The organism is Pseudoalteromonas sp. SG44-5, from assembly GCF_014164175.1.
In the GTDB taxonomy this organism is placed as follows: Bacteria; Pseudomonadota; Gammaproteobacteria; order Enterobacterales; family Alteromonadaceae; genus Pseudoalteromonas; species Pseudoalteromonas nigrifaciens.
The window spans coordinates 15,089-36,477 of sequence record NZ_JACJES010000023.1 but is presented as its reverse complement, the minus strand read 5'-3'; the positions used below and the strand labels follow the sequence as shown (position 1 = coordinate 36,477).

The 21,389-nt window shown below is 40.1% G+C and carries 18 protein-coding genes; 2 read left to right on the top strand and 16 right to left on the bottom strand.

Annotated elements, in window-relative coordinates:
- Positions 1-5: 5 nt before the first annotated feature.
- The 11 genes from lptE to rppH form a co-directional block, all read right to left on the bottom strand.
- Positions 6-599, bottom strand: a complete 594-nt coding sequence (gene lptE / locus H5079_RS15945) for an LPS assembly lipoprotein LptE (RefSeq protein ID WP_089367860.1) — start codon at positions 597-599, stop codon at positions 6-8.
- A gap of 51 nt (positions 600-650) precedes the next feature.
- On the bottom strand, positions 651-1,304 hold the full coding sequence (locus H5079_RS15940; RefSeq protein WP_182684476.1) for an SPOR domain-containing protein: 654 nt from the start codon (positions 1,302-1,304) through the stop codon (positions 651-653).
- A 179-nt stretch (positions 1,305-1,483) separates the two neighbouring features.
- On the bottom strand, positions 1,484-1,831 hold the full coding sequence (locus H5079_RS15935; protein WP_182684475.1) for an SPOR domain-containing protein: 348 nt from the start codon (positions 1,829-1,831) through the stop codon (positions 1,484-1,486).
- A 75-nt stretch (positions 1,832-1,906) separates the two neighbouring features.
- Positions 1,907-2,095: a hypothetical protein gene (locus H5079_RS15930; RefSeq protein ID WP_182684474.1), complete on the bottom strand. Its 189-nt coding sequence runs from the start codon at positions 2,093-2,095 to the stop codon at positions 1,907-1,909.
- A gap of 125 nt (positions 2,096-2,220) precedes the next feature.
- A complete protein-coding gene (locus H5079_RS15925; RefSeq protein ID WP_089367856.1) occupies positions 2,221-2,898 on the bottom strand; it encodes an SPOR domain-containing protein in 678 nt (225 codons plus the stop codon).
- 319 nt (positions 2,899-3,217) lie between these two features.
- On the bottom strand, positions 3,218-4,096 hold the full coding sequence (gene galU / locus H5079_RS15920; protein WP_182684473.1) for a UTP--glucose-1-phosphate uridylyltransferase GalU: 879 nt from the start codon (positions 4,094-4,096) through the stop codon (positions 3,218-3,220).
- Between the two features lie 23 nt (positions 4,097-4,119).
- Positions 4,120-4,971, bottom strand: a complete 852-nt coding sequence (locus tag H5079_RS15915) for a thymidylate synthase (protein ID WP_011327444.1) — start codon at positions 4,969-4,971, stop codon at positions 4,120-4,122.
- A 10-nt stretch (positions 4,972-4,981) separates the two neighbouring features.
- Positions 4,982-5,785 carry a prolipoprotein diacylglyceryl transferase gene (gene lgt, locus H5079_RS15910; protein ID WP_089367854.1) on the bottom strand — a complete coding sequence of 268 codons (804 nt, stop codon included), beginning with the start codon at positions 5,783-5,785 and terminating at the stop codon, positions 4,982-4,984.
- 12 nt (positions 5,786-5,797) lie between these two features.
- On the bottom strand, positions 5,798-6,607 hold the full coding sequence (locus tag H5079_RS15905; protein WP_089367853.1) for a sulfite exporter TauE/SafE family protein: 810 nt from the start codon (positions 6,605-6,607) through the stop codon (positions 5,798-5,800).
- Positions 6,608-6,674: 67 nt separating this feature from the next.
- On the bottom strand, positions 6,675-8,939 hold the full coding sequence (gene ptsP / locus H5079_RS15900; RefSeq protein ID WP_058372750.1) for a phosphoenolpyruvate--protein phosphotransferase: 2,265 nt from the start codon (positions 8,937-8,939) through the stop codon (positions 6,675-6,677).
- A gap of 28 nt (positions 8,940-8,967) precedes the next feature.
- Positions 8,968-9,486 carry an RNA pyrophosphohydrolase gene (gene rppH, locus H5079_RS15895; RefSeq protein WP_008111786.1) on the bottom strand — a complete coding sequence of 173 codons (519 nt, stop codon included), beginning with the start codon at positions 9,484-9,486 and terminating at the stop codon, positions 8,968-8,970.
- A gap of 426 nt (positions 9,487-9,912) precedes the next feature.
- On the opposite strand from rppH, the gene mutH reads away from it, so the two are divergent.
- Positions 9,913-10,584 carry a DNA mismatch repair endonuclease MutH gene (gene mutH, locus H5079_RS15890; RefSeq protein WP_182684472.1) on the top strand — a complete coding sequence of 224 codons (672 nt, stop codon included), beginning with the start codon at positions 9,913-9,915 and terminating at the stop codon, positions 10,582-10,584.
- Positions 10,585-10,994: 410 nt separating this feature from the next.
- On the opposite strand, the gene eno is transcribed toward mutH, so the two are convergent.
- The 5 genes from eno to rlmD all read right to left on the bottom strand — a co-directional run bounded on the left by eno (position 10,995) and on the right by rlmD (position 18,488).
- Entirely contained in the window at positions 10,995-12,293 is a 1,299-nt protein-coding gene (eno, locus tag H5079_RS15885; RefSeq protein WP_058372749.1) for a phosphopyruvate hydratase, read from the bottom strand.
- Between the two features lie 109 nt (positions 12,294-12,402).
- A complete protein-coding gene (locus H5079_RS15880; RefSeq protein WP_011327437.1) occupies positions 12,403-14,037 on the bottom strand; it encodes a CTP synthase in 1,635 nt (544 codons plus the stop codon).
- A 160-nt stretch (positions 14,038-14,197) separates the two neighbouring features.
- Positions 14,198-14,995, bottom strand: a complete 798-nt coding sequence (gene mazG / locus H5079_RS15875) for a nucleoside triphosphate pyrophosphohydrolase (protein ID WP_089367850.1) — start codon at positions 14,993-14,995, stop codon at positions 14,198-14,200.
- A 2-nt stretch (positions 14,996-14,997) separates the two neighbouring features.
- On the bottom strand, positions 14,998-17,154 hold the full coding sequence (relA, locus tag H5079_RS15870; RefSeq protein WP_182684471.1) for a GTP diphosphokinase: 2,157 nt from the start codon (positions 17,152-17,154) through the stop codon (positions 14,998-15,000).
- A gap of 8 nt (positions 17,155-17,162) precedes the next feature.
- Positions 17,163-18,488: a 23S rRNA (uracil(1939)-C(5))-methyltransferase RlmD gene (gene rlmD, locus H5079_RS15865; RefSeq protein ID WP_011327434.1), complete on the bottom strand. Its 1,326-nt coding sequence runs from the start codon at positions 18,486-18,488 to the stop codon at positions 17,163-17,165.
- Positions 18,489-18,590: 102 nt separating this feature from the next.
- Between rlmD and barA the strand changes: the two genes are divergently transcribed.
- Entirely contained in the window at positions 18,591-21,347 is a 2,757-nt protein-coding gene (gene barA, locus H5079_RS15860) for a two-component sensor histidine kinase BarA (protein WP_182684470.1), read from the top strand.
- Positions 21,348-21,389 lie beyond the last annotated feature (42 nt).

Sequence of the window (21,389 nt, the reverse complement as noted above, 5' to 3'; positions counted from 1 at the left end):
CCTAATTAGTATTCGCTGCGATATAAATTATTATCGCGTTGCTGAACTTTTTCACTGCCCCACATTACATTAATCGGGATTTCGGTACTGCCAGCTGATAAAACGTGTTTATTATTAATATTAACCAATCGGGCATTAACAATGTAAGCATGTTGCTGGCGCGTAACTGTGCCGGTAATAATTAAGTCAATATTCTGACGTTCGCGCAGTTTAGTTATATCTCTGCTAAGCGCGCTGTCGGCGTTAGATGCTAAATTTATATTATTACTTAAACGGTACTCAACGGTGTTATATCCCAATTGAGTGAATTGTGTTAGCAGGCTTTCTTGAATTTGCTGGCTTAAACCCTCAGCTTGGCCGCTGGGAAGCTTTGAATCTAGCGCGTTTGCGTAATAAAAGCTGCTTACCCCAATGCGAGAGTTACCGCTTAAAGGCCCTTTAAAGTGACTAAGCTGATAAGTTAAGTTATTTACGTAGTCGTTAACCGTATAAGGTGCCATGGTTGCTATACGCGCAGGCGTGCTCACACTTGGCTCAGGCTGTGGTGTTAAGCTACATGCTGCTAAGTTTACTAATAATAACGGTAATAAAAGGCGCATAGTTGCCATCCTCAAAAAACATGACAATAACAAAGCAATTACTATGCCTATTTATAATTTTAATGGTTGTTCTGTGTAATTACTAACAATACAACCCACTTGATGCTGCTTTAGTATATCGCAATCTGCCGTTGCATTTTTTTGAAGTTTATAAGCGCCAATTTTTAAGCGATAAAAAGTAACCCCTTTAACCTTTGCGGTTTCTACGTTGGCAATAAATGGGCTTGCTAATAGTTTTGTAGCCTTAGATTTCACTTCATTATAACTTTGGGTTAATCGTATCCAATCGGTAACCGATGCGACCTGCAGGGCAAACAATGGCTGTATTACTTTAGGTTGTACGGTTGCTTTGGCTTGCACATTAACAGCCTCTTCTGACGCTGTAGTGTCTTGATTTAGGTTGCTCCCCTCTTGCTTTAGATTACTTTGTGTTGTCGATTCTCGTTGCGCTACTTCATTTAATTGGCTAATAAGTAACTTTAAATCGTGTTCAATAACAAGCAAACGTCTAACGCCTGCTTTGGCTTGTTGCCATTGTTGAGATGATGCTCTTAATTGCGCTAATTCTTCTGCCGAAATAGTAACCTCATTACTAACCTTATTTGTGGTAGTAACATTGTGTTGAGCCTCTTTAACTTTACTACTGCATCCACAAAGTACAATTAGGCTAATACTTAACAATCTCATTAGCTGTTGTTTTATCATATTATTTGCCTTTTAAATTTTTACTTGGCTATTAAATTAGCATTGAACTTACAAACTGCATTGCTGGGTTTTAACTGCTGTATTAATTTTAGCTCGACTTATAGGTATGTGTTAGCACACAGGTAAATTGAGTTTCAACGTTATAACTAATCAGCTTTAAATACCTAAAACATACTTCGCTAAATTTTTTGGGTGTAATTGCCCACAAAACAAGCTACTTGCTGCTGTATTAAGGTTTTACAATCGCTTTGTGCTGCAGCTTTATTTTTATAAGAGCCTAGCTTTAATCGATACAAAGTAACTTTGTTAGCTACTACAGGCTCGATATTAACGACTGTTTTAGTATGTATTATGTTTGGGGCTTTTAACTTTAATTGCGCTAATGCGCTATGAAGTGCGGGCTCATTTTTAAAAGCACCGACTTGTATAGAAAATAATGCTGGGGGTTTATCTAACCGAGTATTTAAATTAAATATTGTTTCTTTAGGTTCGCTTAAGGGGGGTTCTGACTGCTCTATTTGTTGCATAAGAGTGGCTGTTAGCTGCGTTAATTTGTGTTCTAGCTGGCTTATTTTGTCAACATTAGTTTGAGCATTTTTCCACTATTTTGCAGAGTCTTGTAGTAAAACTAAATCTGCTTTTTTAATAAGTATACTTTGCGGCGCATTTACTGCGCCTTGTTTTACAAGCGGTTCTGCGCTTTCATTTTGCTTAGTTGTATTGCATGCACTTATAACTAATGACAATCCTAGTATTAGTGTAATGCGCTTAAAGTTCCATTTTAAAAGCATTAGGATTATTAACCTTTTTTGTTTATTTTTTTATAATTAATTTATAAAAAGCAGCTTAGGTAAGCTGCATATTCTATTGATAAATAAAGCATAAGCAACTTTATATTTAAAGCTAGTTGGTATAACTACAGCTTTACCGGTTTATCTGTGTAGTTACTTACTATGCAGTCGAGTTTATAAAGTTTAAACACGTTGCAATCGGCTTGGGCATTTTTAAAGTTTTGATACACGCCTAACTTTAATCGATAGTAGGTTTTATTATTAACATTTGCTGTTTCAACATTGGTGCGAATTTTATCTCTAAATAACGGCGCAGCTTGCTCATTGAGTTCTTGCCATGCTTTAACTAAGTCTTTTTCGGAATCGAGCGACGCAACTTGCAATGCAAAAACGTGCTTTGGGGTGTTTAATTTTACCGTTGGCTTTGTATTATAAGCTGGTTTAATTGCTTGCTGAGCTTTACTTGAGTAGCGTTGTTTGCGCGTGGGGCGATTATATTGGTTGTGATTTTTTTGATTAGACTGCGCAATTGCTTTGCTATTTATAATATCTATATGGTTTACCAAATAGGTAATATCTTTTTCTAGCTTTAAAAGTCGTTCAATCCCAGAGCGGGCTTGCTGCCATTGCATTGCAGCATCTTTTAATTGCGCCAGCTCTAATGCAGTAATAGACACATATTCAGGCGAGTCGTTTATTGGCTCTGCTAATAGCGTTTTGTTGGGCGCAGTTGCACAAGCAGTGCTAAACAAGAGTATAAGCAAACTCAATATTAAAGTATTATTTTTTTTATATTTAAACATGCATTCGCTGCCCTGAAAGTAGTGTAAGTACACTTACATTTCAGTTAAACATTCTTATAAGTAAGCGTTTAACTTTATTAATTGTGCTTGGATATATAACTGAGTTTATTTTATATCAATGATTACTGAAGCAATTAATGTACTTTTCAGCTTGGCAGTCAACAAATCAAACAATAATTAACACAAATGTTACATTATATTTTGCAGCGTGTCTGCAGTTATAATGTTTTTATCGCCAAATACTACGATATTAACGACTTTAAAACAAAAAAGACGCCATATAGGCGTCTTTTAGTTACTTTTATAAAAAGTAGGTATGTTAAATTAATGTTTTAATAAACGTTTTTAACTCGTCAGCAAATTCTTCACGACGCAGTGCAAACTCAATAGTTGCTTTAAGATAACCAATTTTACTACCACAATCGTGGCTGCGCCCTTTAATTGCGTATGCATCAACAGTTTCGTGCTGCATTAGCATGGCAATAGCGTCAGTAAGCTGAATTTCGTTACCAGCTCCTTGCGGGGTTTTAGCGAGTAATGGCCAAATATTTCTACTTAATACATAGCGCCCTACTACTGCAAGGTTTGATGGTGCTTCATTAACTGGTGGCTTTTCTACCATGTTATGAATTGGCGAACTTTCGCCTTGTTTTAGCTCAACACTGCCTAAGTCAACAACACCAAATTGATCAACTTCAGCCATTGGAACTGGCTCTACCATTATTTGGCTATGTTGAGTTTGCTCAAAGCGGCTGATCATTTCGGCCAAGTTATCTTTACTAAGATCGCTTTCCATATCATCAATTATTACATCGGGTAAAATAACCACAAATGGTTCGTTACCTATAATTGGCGCTGCACAGTTAATTGCATGCCCTAGGCCTTTGGCCTCGCCTTGGCGTACTTGAATAATGGTTACATCTTTAGGACAAATAGACTGTATTTCGGCAAGTAGCTGTCGTTTTACTCGTTTTTCTAGTGTGGCTTCAAGCTCAAAACTGGTGTCGAAGTGGTTTTCGATTGAGTTTTTACTTGAATGCGTTACCAGTACTATTTCTTTAATACCTGCGGCAACGGCTTCGTTAACTACGTACTGAATTAGTGGACGGTCAACAACCGGCAGCATTTCTTTTGGAATTGCTTTGGTTGCTGGTAACATGCGTGTTCCGAGGCCCGCTACGGGGATCACTGCTTTCATGGTGTTTTCCTTAATCTGTTTTGTTATACCGAAAATGGGTATTGAATAGCTTCGTGACACTCATAACCTGTCACTTCAAAGTCATCGCGTGTTACCCAGGTTTCTATATCGTTTAGTGATTTAATGTTTGGATTAATTTTTAACTGCGGCGATGCAAATGGCTCGCGTTTTAACTGCACATCGCGCATTAGCTCAAGCTGGTTTTCATAAATATGCGCGTTGGTAATTTTATGATACGCCTTACCCGCTTTATGCCCAGTAATTTGCGCCACTAATGCCAGTAATACAAAACACTGAATTTGATTAAAATTAAGCCCTAGCGGTACGTCGCAGCTACGCTGAATTGACGTTAAATAAAGTGTGTCACCTAATAATGAAAACGTGTGGGTGTGCATACACGGGCGTAAACAACCAAGTTCAAATTCGCCTGGGTTGTAAAAACTAATTATTTCACCGCGATCGTCTATACCATTTTTTAAGTTATTAATTACTTTTGCTAGTTGGTCTAGCGTTGAGCCATCTGGGCGCTGCCAAGCACGCCCTTGTACGCCGTAAACACGGCCCATGTCGTCCTCACCTTTACGGTGCGGATTATTAAGCCAAGCGCTATTTTCGTTTGCGTTTGCATCCCAGGTTTTACAGCCTATTTCGCGAAACTGTGCCGCGCTATCGTAGCCACGCAAGTAACCGAGTAATTCGGCAATAGCTGCTTTGTAATAGCTTTTACGTGTGGTGATCATAGGAAACTGATTATTCGCCACATCGTACTCTAAATCGGCGTTGATCACGGTTAAACAGCGTGTGCCCGTACGTTTGTTTTCTACCCACTGGCCTTCATCAACAATACGCTGACATAATTGTAAATATTGTTTCATGGTATTTATTCTAACCCTTTACCGCTGTTTTTTGTGGTGCTTGCTTATAAGCCCAAATTAATAAGCCTAACCCGCCTACTATCATAGGCAGCGAGAGTATTTGCCCCATCGAGATAAAGTCGGCAAATAAACCTAGCTGTGCATCTGGTTGGCGAAAGTACTCAATACAAAATCTAAATGTGCCGTAACCTAGTAAAAATACACCCGCTACACTACCAGCAGGGCGAGGCTTTTTAATAAACCACTGTAAAATTAAAAATAATACTAAGCCTTCAAAAAATGCTTCGTATAGCTGCGATGGATGGCGTGCTAACGGCCCGCCGGTTGGAAATACCATAGCCCATGGTACATCGCTTACTCGACCCCAAAGTTCACCATTTATAAAGTTACCTATACGTCCAGCTAATAAGCCTACCGGTACAAGCGGTGCAACAAAGTCGCCTACTTGCAGTATTGACTTTTTACGTGTCCAAGCAAAAATAACAACCGCGGTTATCACTCCTAAGGTGCCACCATGAAACGACATTCCACCTTGATCTATCCTGAACAAATATAGTGGGTTTTCTATAAAATAGCTAAATTGATAAAATAATACATAACCAATACGCCCACCAAGAATTACCCCTAGCATGCCGTAAAATAGGAAGTCGCCTACTTGGTCTTTAGTCCAACCTGAATTTGGTTTTGCCGCTTGGCGATTTGCAAACCACATTGCAAATGCAAAACCTATTAAATACATTAATCCGTACCAACGTACACTCAGTGGCCCGACAGAAAATATGATCGGATCGATTACAGGAAATTCCAGTGCCATAAAAATAAACCTTTAGCTAAAAACCATTTTAATTGCGATGATAACAAGTAACACCGCGAAAACTTTCTTTATTGTATTAACCGGTAAATAGTGGGTTGCTTTAGCGCCAATAGGCGCTATAAACCACGAGGTAATTACAATCCCAAATAATGCGGGTAAGTATACAAACCCTGCAAAACCGTGTTCTAAATCGGTAACCTGCCATCCGGCACTGATATAACCAATAGAGCCAAAAAAGGCGATAACAATTCCGCATGCTGCAGCGCAGCCTATGGCCTTTTTAATATCAACCGAAAAATAATGCAGTAAAGGCACTATTAGTGCGCCACCACCTATACCTATTAATCCAGATAGTGCCCCCATAATGGCGCATAAGCTGCCTAGAATAGGACCCGACGGTAAAGGTTTTTCTGACAAAGGTTTATTGCGAGCTGATAACACCATTCTTAAAGCAATAAATACCACGCTTACAGCAAATACTGTGCGTAATATTTGCTCGGGTATTAAGCTTGCAGCAAAGCCACTAATTAGCGCGCCAACAGCTACGCCCGACATAACCCAAGGTGCAATAACCCAAGGCACGTTATCATTTTTATGATGAGCCAGCGCTGAAGATGTAGAGGTAAACAAAATAGAAGCAAGCGATGTTGCAATGGCAATAACTAATACGTTTTCAACAGCCGTTACATTAAAAGCGAGTAATAAGGCACTTAATACGGGAACAATAATTAAGCCACCACCAATTCCGAGTAATCCGGCTAAAAATCCGACAACACAGCCTAGTAGCGCGCAACTTGCAACCAATAATCCTAGATCATACATAGTTATCCCATATACCTTTTATTATGCGCGTATCTTAATGGATTCTGATTACAGTTAACATGAGAATTTATTTTGGGGTGTAAAATAAGTTGCCTAACTCATGCTCTATCATAAAGCTGCGAGTTAAACGCAATACTTGCTTAGCCGACGATTGCGCTAAGCACTCTTTAAGTAATGCTTCCATTTCGCTGACATGTAAGCGCCTAAGCACCCATTTAACTTTATTTAATGATGATAAGTTCATACTTAAACGACGATATCCCATGGCAATAAGTAATATTGCGCCTTCAGGATCGCCGCCAAGCTCGCCGCATAAACTAAACGGTAGCTCGTATTGCTGGCACTCACGAGCCACTTTATTTAATACTCTGAGCACTGCAGGGTGATACGGGTTAAACAGCTCTGCAACCCGCGCGTTTGATCTGTCTACAGCGAGCAGGTATTGCGTTAAATCGTTACTGCCCACTGAGCAAAAATCGACTTTTTTAGACCAGTCTGCCAGCATAAATACACTCGACGGTACTTCAAGCATAATACCTATATCGGGTCGTTCAATTGTTTGCTCTGGGTATTGCTCGTTAAGCTCAAAATACGCTTGCTCAAAAAGAGCTAATGATTCGTCTACTTCTTCTGTACCACTTATCATCGGCAGCATTATTTTTAAATTACCTAAGCCTATATTTGCTTTAAGCATGGCTTTGAGCTGATCTAAAAATAGCTCAGGGTGATCTAAACTAATGCGAATACCACGCCAACCTAAAAAGGGATTTTCTTCGGTAATATTAAAATAATCGAGAACTTTATCGCCACCAATATCTAACGTTCGCATTACTACCGGATTAGGGTAATAACTATTAAGTACTTCTCGGTACCAGGTTTCTTGCTCTGATTGCGATGGAAACTGCCCTTTTTGCATAAACCAGGCTTCGGTGCGGTACAAGCCAACGCCGTCACAAATATGGGCACTGTTTTGCTGCGTGTTTAACTCCAGCCCCGCATTGAGTAGTAAACTTATGTGTTCACCATCAAGGGTGACCGCTGTAAAGTTTTGCTCGGCTAAAAAACGATTATTAAGTAAGTTGTCTTGGTGTTGTAATTCTGTGTATTCATCAATTAGCATTTGCGATGGGGAAATATATAACCGCCCCGAAAACGCATCCAAAATCATTGGTTTACTATTTAATTGCAGTAATGGAATATCTTCGATGCCCCAAATAGCAGGCACGCCCATAGCACGGGTTAATATTGACGCATGACTGTTTGCCGAGCCATTTATGCTCACCACCCCCACTAAGCGATCGTTAGGCACCTCAGCCAGCATGGCTGGAGTAAGTGTATGCGCTATAAGTATGGTATTGGGTGGATAATCTTTTATTGCGAATTCGGTATTAACAAGGTGGTGCAACACTCGCAGGCCAATGTCTTTAACATCAACCGCGCGCTCTTTTATGTATGGGTCTTGCATGGCATTAAACTGAGCGATTAAACGCTCAATTACTATTTTTAAGGCGCTTTTTGCACACCAACCTTGTTGCAACTCCATCTCAACGTTATGACCTAAGCTTTTAGCATCGAGTAATTGCTGATAAACATCAAAAACAGCCAAAGCCTCATGCGGAATAGAATCACTTAGTGTCATTGATAGTGTATTAAATTCTTTTCGGGTTGCCGCTACGGCTTGGGTAAATAAGCGTCGTTGCTCATTTACATCGCTTTCTTTTTCAAGCTCAATTGATTTAAAGTTAACTTTAGGAATAACTACAAATGCATGGCCAATACTAATACCCGGAGCACTCGACACCCCTTTTAATACCGAGGTTTGATGAGAAGACTCATCTTGACGCAATACTTCTTTTATTTCAGCATGCGCTAATTGTGAGGCAAGTTGCGCCGACAAAGTAATTAAAAACGATTCTTCATCTTGGCTAAATACACGTGCCATTTTTTGTTGTACTACAATAACACCCAGTACTTTTTTTTGATGCACCACAGGCACAGACAAAAATGCGTTATAGCCTTCTTCGTTAACTTCTGGGGAGAGCTTAAAGCGGGGATGAGATTTGGCAAAGGCAATATTAATTGCCTCCTCGCGCTGTGCCACCAGCCCTACTAGGCCTTCGGTAAAGCCAATTCTAAACTTACCCACCGCATCGGGGTTTAACCCTTCGGTGGCCATAAGTACAAAGTTATCTTGGCTGTAGTCAGCAAAATAAATAGAGCAGCACTGGGTTTGCATGGCTTCTTTAACCATTGTCACAAAGCACGCTAAAGCACTGTCTAAATTCGCTTGTTGCGAAACCGACTCTGCAATAGACCTAAGTGTTGCCAGCATGTCCTGCTCCTTTAATTTACTAAACTAACTACCTTTTATTTCGCCAATGATCTTTTTGCTGTTCGCGTTTATTAAAAGGCATAGCAAAAGGAGCAAACTCTTTCATTACACGCCGATAAACATCGCGTTTAAACGACACCACCTGCCTTACCGGATACCAATAACTTACCCAGCGCCAATCATCAAATTCAGGATGATGGGTTTTAAGTAAATTTACGTCCTCATCTTTACAGCGTAGTTTTAGTAAAAACCATTTTTGTTTTTGCCCAATACATACCGGACTTGAGTCACGGCGTATTAATCGTTTGGGTAACTTATAGCGTAACCAATGTTTAGAACTTGCGACTATCTCTACATCTTCTGGTCGCAAGCCTACTTCTTCGTGTAATTCGCGGTACATGGTTTGTTCTGGCGTTTCACCATCGTCAACACCGCCTTGGGGAAATTGCCAAGAATGTTGACCATAACGTCTAGCCCAAAACACTTGTCCTTGGTTATTGCAAATTACAATTCCGACATTGGCACGAAAACCTTCGGCATCAATCACCTTAGTGCCTCATTTGTAAGTCGATTTTTAATGATTGTTCCACATTACCTGCTTTACGGCAAACAATATTGGAATATTTACTGTGGTTACTCACAGCTTGTGCATAACTTTTGTAAAACACGCTCATTTAGCAAACAAATCCACAATATAAGATCGCAAAACTGGATTTCTCCACAGATTCTGTGGATAAACATGTTTATATATGTGTACTCATTCAAACAACCTTAGTGTCACTTAATGAAAACTGAACAGTTTATTTTTAAATTTCATTATAATTCATGGACTTATATTTATTTAACTGTTTATTAAAGTGTGCGAAATTGCACCAAACCCAAGGTGCACAAAAAACACTCAAAGGCAAAGATATCCACGGCTGGACTGATTTGCTATCATGGCGATGGTATTTATTCAACTTAAATAAACAGTATGCGACCTATAAAACCACATTCAATTAATGACTTAATGCAGCGTGTTAATAATATTGCTGGGCTTACCCTTGGCCAATTAGCCAATGAGTATAGCTTTAAAACGCCTGACGATTTACTCCGTGAAAAAGGCTGGACGGGGCAATTAATTGAATATGTATTAGGCGCAACTGCTGGCTCAAAACCACTGCCCGATTTTGAAGATTTAGGCATAGAGCTAAAAACATTGCCAATTTCTTATAAAGGCAAGCCGCTAGAAACCACCTTTGTGTCGGTAACCCCACTCATTAACGTTACTGGCATGACCTGGCACGCAAGCAGCGTGCGTAAAAAACTAAACCATGTACTTTGGTTGCCTATACTCAGCGAGCGCGACATAGCCCCGTTTGATAGGATCATCGGCAGCGGCTTTTTATGGCAACCCACACCTGAGCAAGACGCTTTACTGCAACGCGATTGGGAAGAACAAATGGAGCTTATTGCGCTAGGGCGTATTGATGAAATATCGGGGCATTTAGGTGACGCAATTCAAATTCGCCCTAAAGCCGCGCACAGTAAAATAGTAACCGATGCTATTGGCCCTAATGGTAAAATTATTAAAACCCTGCCCCGTGGCTTTTATTTAAAAACCAGCTTTACCGGCGAAATTTTAAAACAGCAGTTTCAACTTTAATTTGTACAAATAGAAGTAAATTAGGGCGGCATAAAATTTAACTTGAGGCGACAACTAACTTGAAAAACTCCGTTGTGAGTAAATCATTTAAAATTTTTGCACAAAGAGAAAAAATGAGAGTAAATGAGCAGTGACTAGACACATTATTTAGTCTTTTTAGCTTCTCTAAAGCGTAGCGCCTCATAACCTCTTTGTGCATATATTCACTTAAAGTCTTTTCACACTACTTTTAACATATTTAAACTAAAAAGAGAGATAGAAAACCCCACCTAAAAATCGTATTTAAACTGTTACTGACAGTTATCTCACTTCTGATTTTCTGGTTACTGTTTTACTTTTTTACCTAGGCAAAAAAAATCCCCACCAAAGTGAGGATTTATAAGCTTAAACATCATATTCTAATTAAAGAATTACTGACCTTTAACTTCTTTTAAACCGTTGTACGGTGCTTTAGCGCCTAATTGCTCTTCAATACGAAGCAATTGGTTGTACTTAGCAACACGATCAGAGCGGCTTAATGAACCAGTTTTAATTTGACCTGCGGCTGTACCTACTGCTAAATCTGCAATGGTTGAATCTTCTGTTTCGCCTGAGCGATGAGAAATAACAACTGTAAAACCAGCATCTTTAGCCATTTTGATTGCAGCTAATGTCTCAGTTAAAGAACCAATTTGGTTAAACTTAATTAAGATTGAGTTAGCAATACCGTTGTCGATACCACGTTTTAAAATCTTAGTATTGGTTACAAACAAATCGTCACCCACTAATTGGATTTTATCACCCATTAGTTTAGTTTGGTGTGCAAAGCCATCCCAGTCAGACTCATCAAGGCCATCTTCGATAGACACGATTGGGTACTGCTGAGTTAAATCTTGTAAGAAGAAGTTAAACTCTTCAGAAGTGAACTTTTTGCCTTCACCTTTAAGATTGTAAATATTTGCTTCTTTGTCGTAAAACTCAGAGGCAGCACAATCAAGCGCTAATGTAATGTCTTTACCTAGCTCGTAGCCTGCATTTGCAACAGCTACTTTAATTGCAGCTAGTGCCGCTTCGTTAGATGCAAGGTTTGGTGCAAAACCACCTTCGTCACCTACCGCTGTTGAGTGACCGTCTGCTTTTAGTACTTTAGCTAGGCTGTGAAATATTTCTGCGCCCATGCGTAGAGCTTCACGGAAGTTTTTAGCGCCAATTGGTTGGATCATAAACTCTTGAATATCTACAGAGTTATCTGCATGTTCGCCACCGTTGATAATGTTCATCATTGGCAATGGCATAGAGTAAACACCCGGAGTACCGTTTAAGTCAGCGATATGTTCATAAAGCTCAACTTTTTTAGATTGTGCAGCAGCTTTAGCCGTTGCTAGCGATACTGCTAAGATTGCGTTAGCACCTAGTTTTTCTTTGTTTTCGGTACCATCTAAATCTAGCATTACTTGATCAACAGTGCTTTGCTCAAGTGCATTTTGGCCTGCTAAAGCGGTTGCGATTTCATTATTAATAAAACCAACGGCTTTTAATACGCCTTTACCTAAATAACGAGATTTATCACCATCGCGTAATTCTAATGCTTCGCGAGTCCCTGTAGATGCGCCAGACGGCGCCGCAGCACGGCCCCATGAACCATCAGCTAAATGTACATCAGCTTCAACAGTTGGGTTACCACGCGAATCCATAATTTCGCGACCAATTACTTTTACGATTACTGACATCTTGATTCCTCTATATTCCCAAAATGGTGAATTACTGCCAACTTAATTTAAACTAATTTGGTTGGCATTTAAAACAAATAAGCCGTGCAATATGCACGGCCTATTAATATTACGAAGACGCTTTTTGGTGGATGTGAGCCGCAGCTACAAACCCTTCAAATAGCGGGTGACCATCGCGTGGTGTTGAAGTGAATTCCGGGTGGAATTGCGCTGCAATAAACCAAGGGTGATCTTTGTTTTCAATAATTTCTACTAGTTTTTTATCTTCTGATAAACCAGTAAAGCTTAAACCTGCTTTTTCTAGCTGCTCTACAAAGTTATTATTAACTTCGTAGCGATGACGATGACGTTCTACTATTTCATCGCTACCGTATACTGCATGCACTTTAGAACCCGGTGTTAAATGACATTTTTGTGCGCCTAAACGCATAGTGCCACCTAAGTCTGATTTTTCATCACGCTGCTCTACTTTACCTTCAGCATCTAGCCATTCGGTAATTAAGCCAACTACAGGGCTTGCAGATTGTGCGTTAAATTCAGTTGAGTTTGCATCAACAAGGCCGGCTACGTTACGAGCGTATTCAATTAACGCCACTTGCATACCTAAACAAATACCTAAGTAAGGCACTTTGTTTTCACGCGCGTATTTAGCCGCTAATATTTTACCTTCAACGCCACGACCACCAAAACCACCAGGCACTAAAATAGCATCTAGATGAGCTAACGAATCAACGCCTTTGGTTTCTAAGTCTTGTGAGTCAATGTATTGAATATTTACCGTTAAACGATTTTTCAGACCGGCATGTTTCAATGCTTCGTTTACAGATTTATACGCATCTGGTAATTCAATGTATTTACCTACCATACCAATAGTTACTTCACCTGTAGGGTTAGACTCTTGATAAAGTACTTGTTCCCATTCAACAAGGTCAGCTTCAGGGACATCTAAATGAAAACGACGACATACAAAGTAATCTAAATCTTGCGACTTTAATAGCGCAGGAATTTTATAAATACTGTCTACATCTGGTAGTGATATAACCGCTTTTTCTTCTACGTTGGTAAACAATGCAATTTTTGCACGTTCGTTACTTGGCAGCTTACGATCTGAGCGACAAATAAGAATATCTGGTTGAATACCAATTGAACGTAGTTCTTTAACCGAGTGCTGCGTTGGCTTAGTTTTCACTTCGCCTGCAGGGCCTAAAAATGGTACTAGCGTTAAGTGAATAAATAACGCACGCTCACGGCCTATTTCTGTACCCATTTGACGAATTGCTTCTAAAAATGGTTGTGACTCTATGTCACCCACTGTACCGCCAATTTCAACAAGTGCTATATCATAACCTTCAGCGCCAGAATAAACACGTTGCTTAATATCGTTGGTAATATGTGGAATTACCTGAATTGTTGCTCCAAGGTACTCGCCACGTCGCTCACGATGTAATACATCTTTGTATACACGACCTTGTGTAAAATTATTGCGACTTGTCATTTTGGTGCGAATAAAGCGCTCATAGTGACCTAAGTCTAGATCGGTCTCTGCGCCGTCTTCTGTAACGTATACTTCACCATGTTGAATTGGGCTCATTGTGCCTGGATCAACGTTGATGTAAGGATCCAGCTTTAAGATAGTAACATTTAAGCCACGGGCCTCTAAAATAGCTGCCAATGATGCTGCTGCAATACCTTTACCCAACGAAGAAACAACCCCGCCGGTAACGAAGATAAATTTTGTACTCATGCGAACCCTAGAATATCAGGAATTAAAAGGAATATAATACCCAAACAAGTGATTTTGGAATATAAACAGGACGGGGAGAAATTGTACCAAAGCATAGCCAATCAATCCAGCTAAAATTAGAAATTGTAAGCACAAAAAACAGCCATAATTTTACTACAAACTATTTGACTTTTTTGATCTCATCCCATGCTGCATCCATCTCATCAAGCGTGGCAGACTCTAAACATTTACCTTGGGCATTTAAATAAGCTTGGACTTTTTCAAAGCGAGTTGAAAACTTGTCGCTGGCGCTGCGCAGTAATTGCTCTGGGTCGCGCTTTATATGGCGCGCAACGTTTACTGTAGCAAACAGTAAATCGCCCAGCTCTTCTGCACTATGATCTGAATACGGATTGTGAGCGAGTGCTTCTTTTACTTCGTCTACTTCTTCGCTCACTTTATCCAATGCACCATGGTAACTTGGCCAATCAAAACCAAGAGCTGCTACCCGCTGCTGAATTTTTTTAGCTTTGCTTAAGCTTGGCATATTAACGGGAATATCTTGCCACAGCGAAGATGTAGCGCTTGCAGTTTTAGCGCTGCGCTCTTGTGCCTTAATTGCTTGCCACTGCGCTGCAAGCTCATCATCGCTTAGCGCTGTTTGCTTGTCGAACACATGAGGATGGCGGCGCGTAAGTTTAGCGTTTAATTGTGTCACTATATCGTTAAAATCAAATAGTTTTTGCTCATTTGCAAGTTGAGCATAAAACACAATTTGAAAGAGTAAATCGCCAAGTTCATTTTTAAGCTCACCTAAATTGCCCGATTCAATGCAATCGGCCACTTCAAACGCTTCCTCAATAGTGTGCGGCACTATTGAGCTAAAAGTTTGCTTACGATCCCAGGGGCAACCAAGCTCAGGATCTCTTAGCGTTTTCATTATATTTAGTAGTTGCGCAAGCGCGGCGTTATCTGCCATATTTATTGCCCTCGCTTTGCACTGTGTACACCTTCAATTTGGTGTAACTTAGAAAGCACTCTATTAGTACCCGACAGATCGTGTACCTCTATTTGCATAGTAAATATAGCAATTTGATTATCATCAACGGTATTTACATTCATATTTAGCACATTCACTTTTTCGTTGGCTAACACTACACTTATGTCGCGAATTAAACCTGAGCGATCGCTGGCTTCTATTCTAATACTTAGCGCATAGGAGTTATGAATATCGTCTGACCAGCTTACAGAAATAACCCGCTCTGGGTGCTGAGTTTTTAAATTATCAAACGAGTCGCAATCATCACGATGTACACCAATACCGCGCCCTTGCGTTATATAGCCAATAATTTCATCCCCCGGAACCGGACGACAACATTTAGCAACATGACTCATTAAACTGCCTACGCCGTCAACCACAATACCGTTATTATCGCCGGTTACTTTTGTTGGGGTTTTAAAGCGTATTACCGGCTCTTCTTCGGCGCGATCGGTAACAAAGTTAAGCATTTGATTAAGGCGAATATCGCCTGCGCCAATGGCGACCATTAAATCGTCGAGCTCTTTAAAGTTAAAACGCTTAATAGCGGGTGCTAAGTCTCTATAATTTAAATCGAGCTTTTGCAGTTCGTTATCGAGTATTTCTTTACCGGCACTAAGATTTTTGTCGCGATCGAGCTGTTTAAACCAATGGTGTATTTTTGCTCTAGCACGCGATGATTTTATATAGCCTAATGACGGGTTTAACCAATCGCGGCTGGGGTTTGGCTGTTTTTGGGTAAGAATCTCTACCTGATCGCCGGTACTTAATTGATGGGTAAATGGCACTATTTTGCCAAATACTTTAGCGCCAATACAACGATGCCCCACATTAGAGTGAATATAATAAGCAAAATCTAATGGTGTTGCTCCCAGTGGTAAATCAAAAATATCGCCGCGCGGGGTAAATACGTATACACGGTCTTCTACCACTTGGTTTTTAAGCTCTTGCGCTAGGTCGCTGCCATCAACCACTTCTTCTTGCCATTGTAATAGTTTACGCAACCAGCTAATTTTTTGCTCATAACCTGAGCCTCGCCCTGGCAATGCGCCTTCTTTATACATCCAATGCGCAGCAACACCCAACTCGGCATCTTGGTGCATATCGCTGGTGCGAATTTGAATCTCTACCGTTTTGCCTTCGGGGCCAAATACCACGGTATGAATAGACTGATAGCCATTTTGCTTTGGCGTGGCTACGTAGTCGTCAAACTCTTTATGCAAATGACGCCAGTTAGTGTGCACTATGCCCAGTGCGCCGTAACAATCTTGCAGGCGCTGCACCACAATACGCATTGCACGAATATCAAACAGTTGATCAAACTCGTAGTTTTTTTGCGCCATTTTTTTATAAATGCTGTAAATATGCTTTGGTCGCCCGTAAACCTCAGCTTCTATGCCCGCCTCACTTAAGCGGTTTTTAACTTGCGCTACCATGTCTTCCATGTAGGCTTCACGCGCTAAGCGTTTGTCATCAAGCTGTTTGGCAATGTTTTTATAAATATTGGGGTGTAAATACCTAAACGATAAGTCTTCAAGCTCCCACTTTAATTGCCCTATACCTAAGCGGTTTGCCAGTGGTGCAAAAATGTCGGCGGTTTCTTTGGCGGCAATAACGCGCTCTTCTTCTGCGGCATTTTTTACATTGCGTAAATGACATACTTGCTCTGCTAACTTAATAACAACCGCGCGCACATCCTCTACCATAGCAAGTAACATACGGCGAATATTATCAACCTGTACCGTGCCTTTTCCTTGATGCGCCAAAGTGCTAATAGTCGCCATTTGTGCGACCCCGTTTAGCAATACCGCAATACTGCTACCTAGCTGCTCTTCAACAGTTTCAAGGGTGACTAAGTTATTTATAAAATACGGCGTTAAATAAGCAGTAGCTAATGAGTCTGCATCAAGATTAAGCTCAGCTAAAATTTCGACCATTTCAATGGCCGTGCTTTGTCGGGTGGTATTGTCGCACGCTAAACAAAGTGCCTGTGCTTTATTAAGCAGCTCTACTTTTTCTGCCGACAGAGCAAGCAACTTTAAGCGACTAGCAAAGTCCCCGGTTTCATCCTGTTGATGTGATTGACGTGTAGCTACCATAATGCGCTTTACCTCCGTTGAAATAACGCCATAGTTTCAATATGTCCGGTGTGCGGAAACATATTCATTAGCCCAATTTTATGCAGTTCAAAGCCTGCTTGCGAAATAATAGCGCTGTCACGGGCTAAAGTAACAGGGTCGCATGAGACGTATAAAATAGTTTTAAACTGCTTTAAAGGAAGTTGTTCTAATACCGTTATTGCCCCAGTACGTGAGGGGTCTAACACCAGTACATCTAAATTTTTATTAAACCACGAAGCCGTTTCAATTTTATTTGTTAAATCAAAGCAATTAAATTGAGCATTAGTGATTGAGTTAGTGTGCGCATTTTGCGTTGCCATTGCAACCGCTGAAGCAACCCCTTCTACACCAATTACTGTTTTTGCTTGTTTTGCCAGCACTAGTGAAAAGTTACCAATACCACAAAATAAATCCAATACGTTTTCGTCGCCTTTTAGTGCCAGCCAATTTTGTGCTTGTTTAAGCATTGCTTGATTAACGCTAGCATTAACTTGGATAAAGTTATTTAAGCCAAATTCAAACTTTAACCCTAACTCTTCAAGTGCATAAAATGGCATGGCTAAATGTGAGTGTTCAATCACTTCACTTTCGCTTTGCCACACTAATTGCCATTGTTGCTCAGCGGCACTTTGTGCTACCAGTGCTTTTATATCCTCTGAAATAGGTTTTGTGTGGCGAATAATAACAAAGTTTTGCTCATCGCCTTGGCACAATTGCAAGTGAGATACACTGTGCAATGCCTTGTGTTGATTAATTAAGTTATCAAATACAGTAAATACATTTGCAAATACTTCACTTAGTACTGGGCACTCATTAATACTAATAATACTTTTAGAGCCACTTGCTCTATAGCCTACATGCATTTTTTTTGCTTTTTTATCAAACATTACCGCTAAACGAGCACTTCGTCGGTAATGAGTGGCTTTACTTAATAAGGGTGCTTGCCAGTTTAATTCATCAAGCTTGGCAAACTTTTCAAATAATTTGCTCACTGCTATTTGCTTTTCGACTACCTGTTGGCTGCTATCTAAATGCTGCAACTGACAACCACCACATTGATTATAATGCTCACAAAACGGCGCTACGCGATATTCACTCGCCTGTAATACTTTATGCGTTTGCGCTTCGCTATAACGCGCTTTGTCGGCGATAATGGTGGCTTTTACTTGCTCGTTTGGCAAAGCATTACTTACAAAGCACACTTTATTATTATGTTTAGCTATGCCGCGACCATGGTGATCCATGGCGGTGATATCGAGCACTAAAGACTGTTGTTTTAGCGGTTTTTTTGTTGCTTTAAATATTTGCGCCATTAGGCATTACCTTAAACATTTGATGAATCGACTCCAATTGCAGAATACCTCATTATCCGTATATACTCTGAGCATGCTAATAACAATAATAACGCTCCCAATATGACTAAATTAGGCTTACGCGATTCTGTTTTAACACTCACTCTGATCCCCACGGTGATCATTGGATTGTTACTCGGTGGTTATTTTACAATAAATCGTTACATTGAGCTTGATGAAATTTTATATCAACAAGGGACGACTATTTCAGAGCCCCTTGCTATTGCGCTTGAGCAGCCATTACTTGAAAAAAACAAACAATTACTAAATCGTGTCATTAGCTATACACACAATAAGCACTCCCCGGTAGTAAAGGCGATTGCATTATTTGACGACAATAATAAGCTAATAATAACCAGTAACTATCATCGCTCGTTTGATGACTTGCTCAACAACGAGCAACTAAATAATCTTAATGCCACTCAAGTCCATAAAACAGATGATTTAATTACCTTTTTTACACCCATTATTAATCACACAAGTCCTGATACAAAATGGGATAAATCGATATTTCAAACCTCACTAGGAACTGTGGTATTACAGTTAAATAGAGATCAAGCGGTTATTGGCCAGCAAAGAGCCTTACTGGTCAGTGGTATTGTTATTATACTAGCCCTAGTACTGGCTGCTATTTTAGCACTTAAACTTAGCCATATGTTTATGACCCCTCTTAATAAATTAGTACTGGCAACCGATAGGCTCGTAGAAGGTAAAAGAGAAACTGGTTTAAACGAGTCCATGATTGGTGAGTTTGAGTTACTCCGCGAAGGGTTAAATACTATTTCTTACTCTATGGTGATGCAAAAAGATGAAATGCAAAAAAACATTGATCAAGCCACCAGTGATTACCGCGAAACATTAGAGCAGTACGAAACGCAAAATATTCAGCTCACTATGGCAAAAAAAGAAGCTCAAGATGCCAACCGAGTTAAATCTGACTTTTTGGCAAAAATGAGTCATGAGCTACGCACCCCTTTAAATGGCGTGATTGGTTTTACGCGTCAGCTGCATAAAACGCCATTAAATAAAAACCAAAAAGATTACTTAGATACCATTGAACTGTCGGCTAATAGTTTAATGACCATTATTAGCGATATATTAGACTTTTCAAAATTAGAAGCGGGCGCTATGGAACTTGAGTCTATTCAGTTTCAGTTGCGCGATACCGTTAACGAAGTAATGACGCTGTTAGCCCCAAGCGCCCATGATAAGCAGCTTGAGCTGTCTATTTATATTAGCCCGCAAGTGCCCGATCACCTAACCGGTGATCCTACGCGATTAAAACAAGTTTTAATTAATTTATTAAGTAACGCAATTAAGTTTACCGAAAAAGGCGCTATAAAAGTCGACATTAGCCATAGACTACTCGATGATGAGCGCACCTCAATTTTAGTTTCAGTGGCCGATACAGGCGTAGGTATTCCTGTTGATAAGCAAGATGCATTATTTACCGCCTTTGGCCAAGCCGATTCAAGTATTACCCGTAAATTTGGTGGCACTGGCTTGGGGCTAATTATCACCAAGCATATTGTAGAGGCCATGAGTGGTAAAATTACACTTAACTCAGCCCCTGGTAATGGCACCTGTTTTACCTTTAATGGCGTATTTAGACTGCCTAATCATGTGTTTGCCAGTGACTTACCAACTAAATCTTTGCTCGGTAAGCATGTTTTATATTTAGAGCCACACGAGCACACCCATCATGCTGTTTTATCTTTGCTTAACGAATGGCAAATAAGTGTGACCGGCTGCTTTAGCGATGCAGAATTTTTAGCAGCAATCGACAATAAAGAGCAGCAATATGATATTTGTATCATTGGTGATATGGCCTCGGTTAACGATATGCAGCGTTTAAAGGCTCATGTAAAAGCGGTGCGTGAATCAACCGACTATTTATATTTAATGCTCAACACGGTATCGCATAGTATGCGTGAAGCCTTTATTGGCAGCGGCGCTGATGCCTGCTTAAGTAAACCACTTAACCATCGTAAATTGTGTGAACTACTTGCCGCGCCGTATCGATTAGATCATCCGGTGCACAACATTGAGCAAAATGAGCAAACACTCTTGCCGTTAAAAGTATTAGTAGTTGACGATAATGACGCTAACTTAAAATTAATTTATACCTTACTTAATGAGCAGGTTGAGCTAATAGACACAGCGCACAATGGCTCGCAAGCTTACAGTTTGAGTAAAAGCCACAAGTACGACGTAATATTTATGGACATACAAATGCCAATTATGGATGGTATTACTGCCTGTAAGTTAATTAAAGAATCATCATTAAACGAAGATACTCCCATCATTGCAGTGACCGCACATGCACTGCATAGCGAAAAAGAGCAGTTATTAAAAGACGGTTTTGAAGGGTATTTAACTAAACCGATTGATGAGGACATGCTCAATCAAATTATTTGCGATCACAGCCCACAACTACCAGTTAGCCGCGATAAACTAAAAAACATGCCACAAAGCCCGCCCCCTTTTAAGAGTGTGCGCCTTGATTGGGGCATAGCACTGCAACATGCTGGCGGTAAAAGTGAGCTGGCATTAGAAATGCTCAATATGTTATTACTCAGCGTGCCCGAAACACTTAGCCTATTAGCACAAGCTATTGCCGATGAAGACTGCAAACAAGTACTGAGCATTATTCATAAGTTACATGGTGCGTGTTGCTACACTGGCGTACCTAAATTAAAGTCGCTGGCCGAAACAATCGAAACCGCGTTAAAAAGTAACTGCGTATTAGCCAGCATTGAACCTGAGTTATTTGAACTACAAGACGAGCTAGAGAACTTACTACTTGATGCTAAAAATTAAAGGCTCGAAACTATAATACGATAGCTATTGCGCCATCAGTAC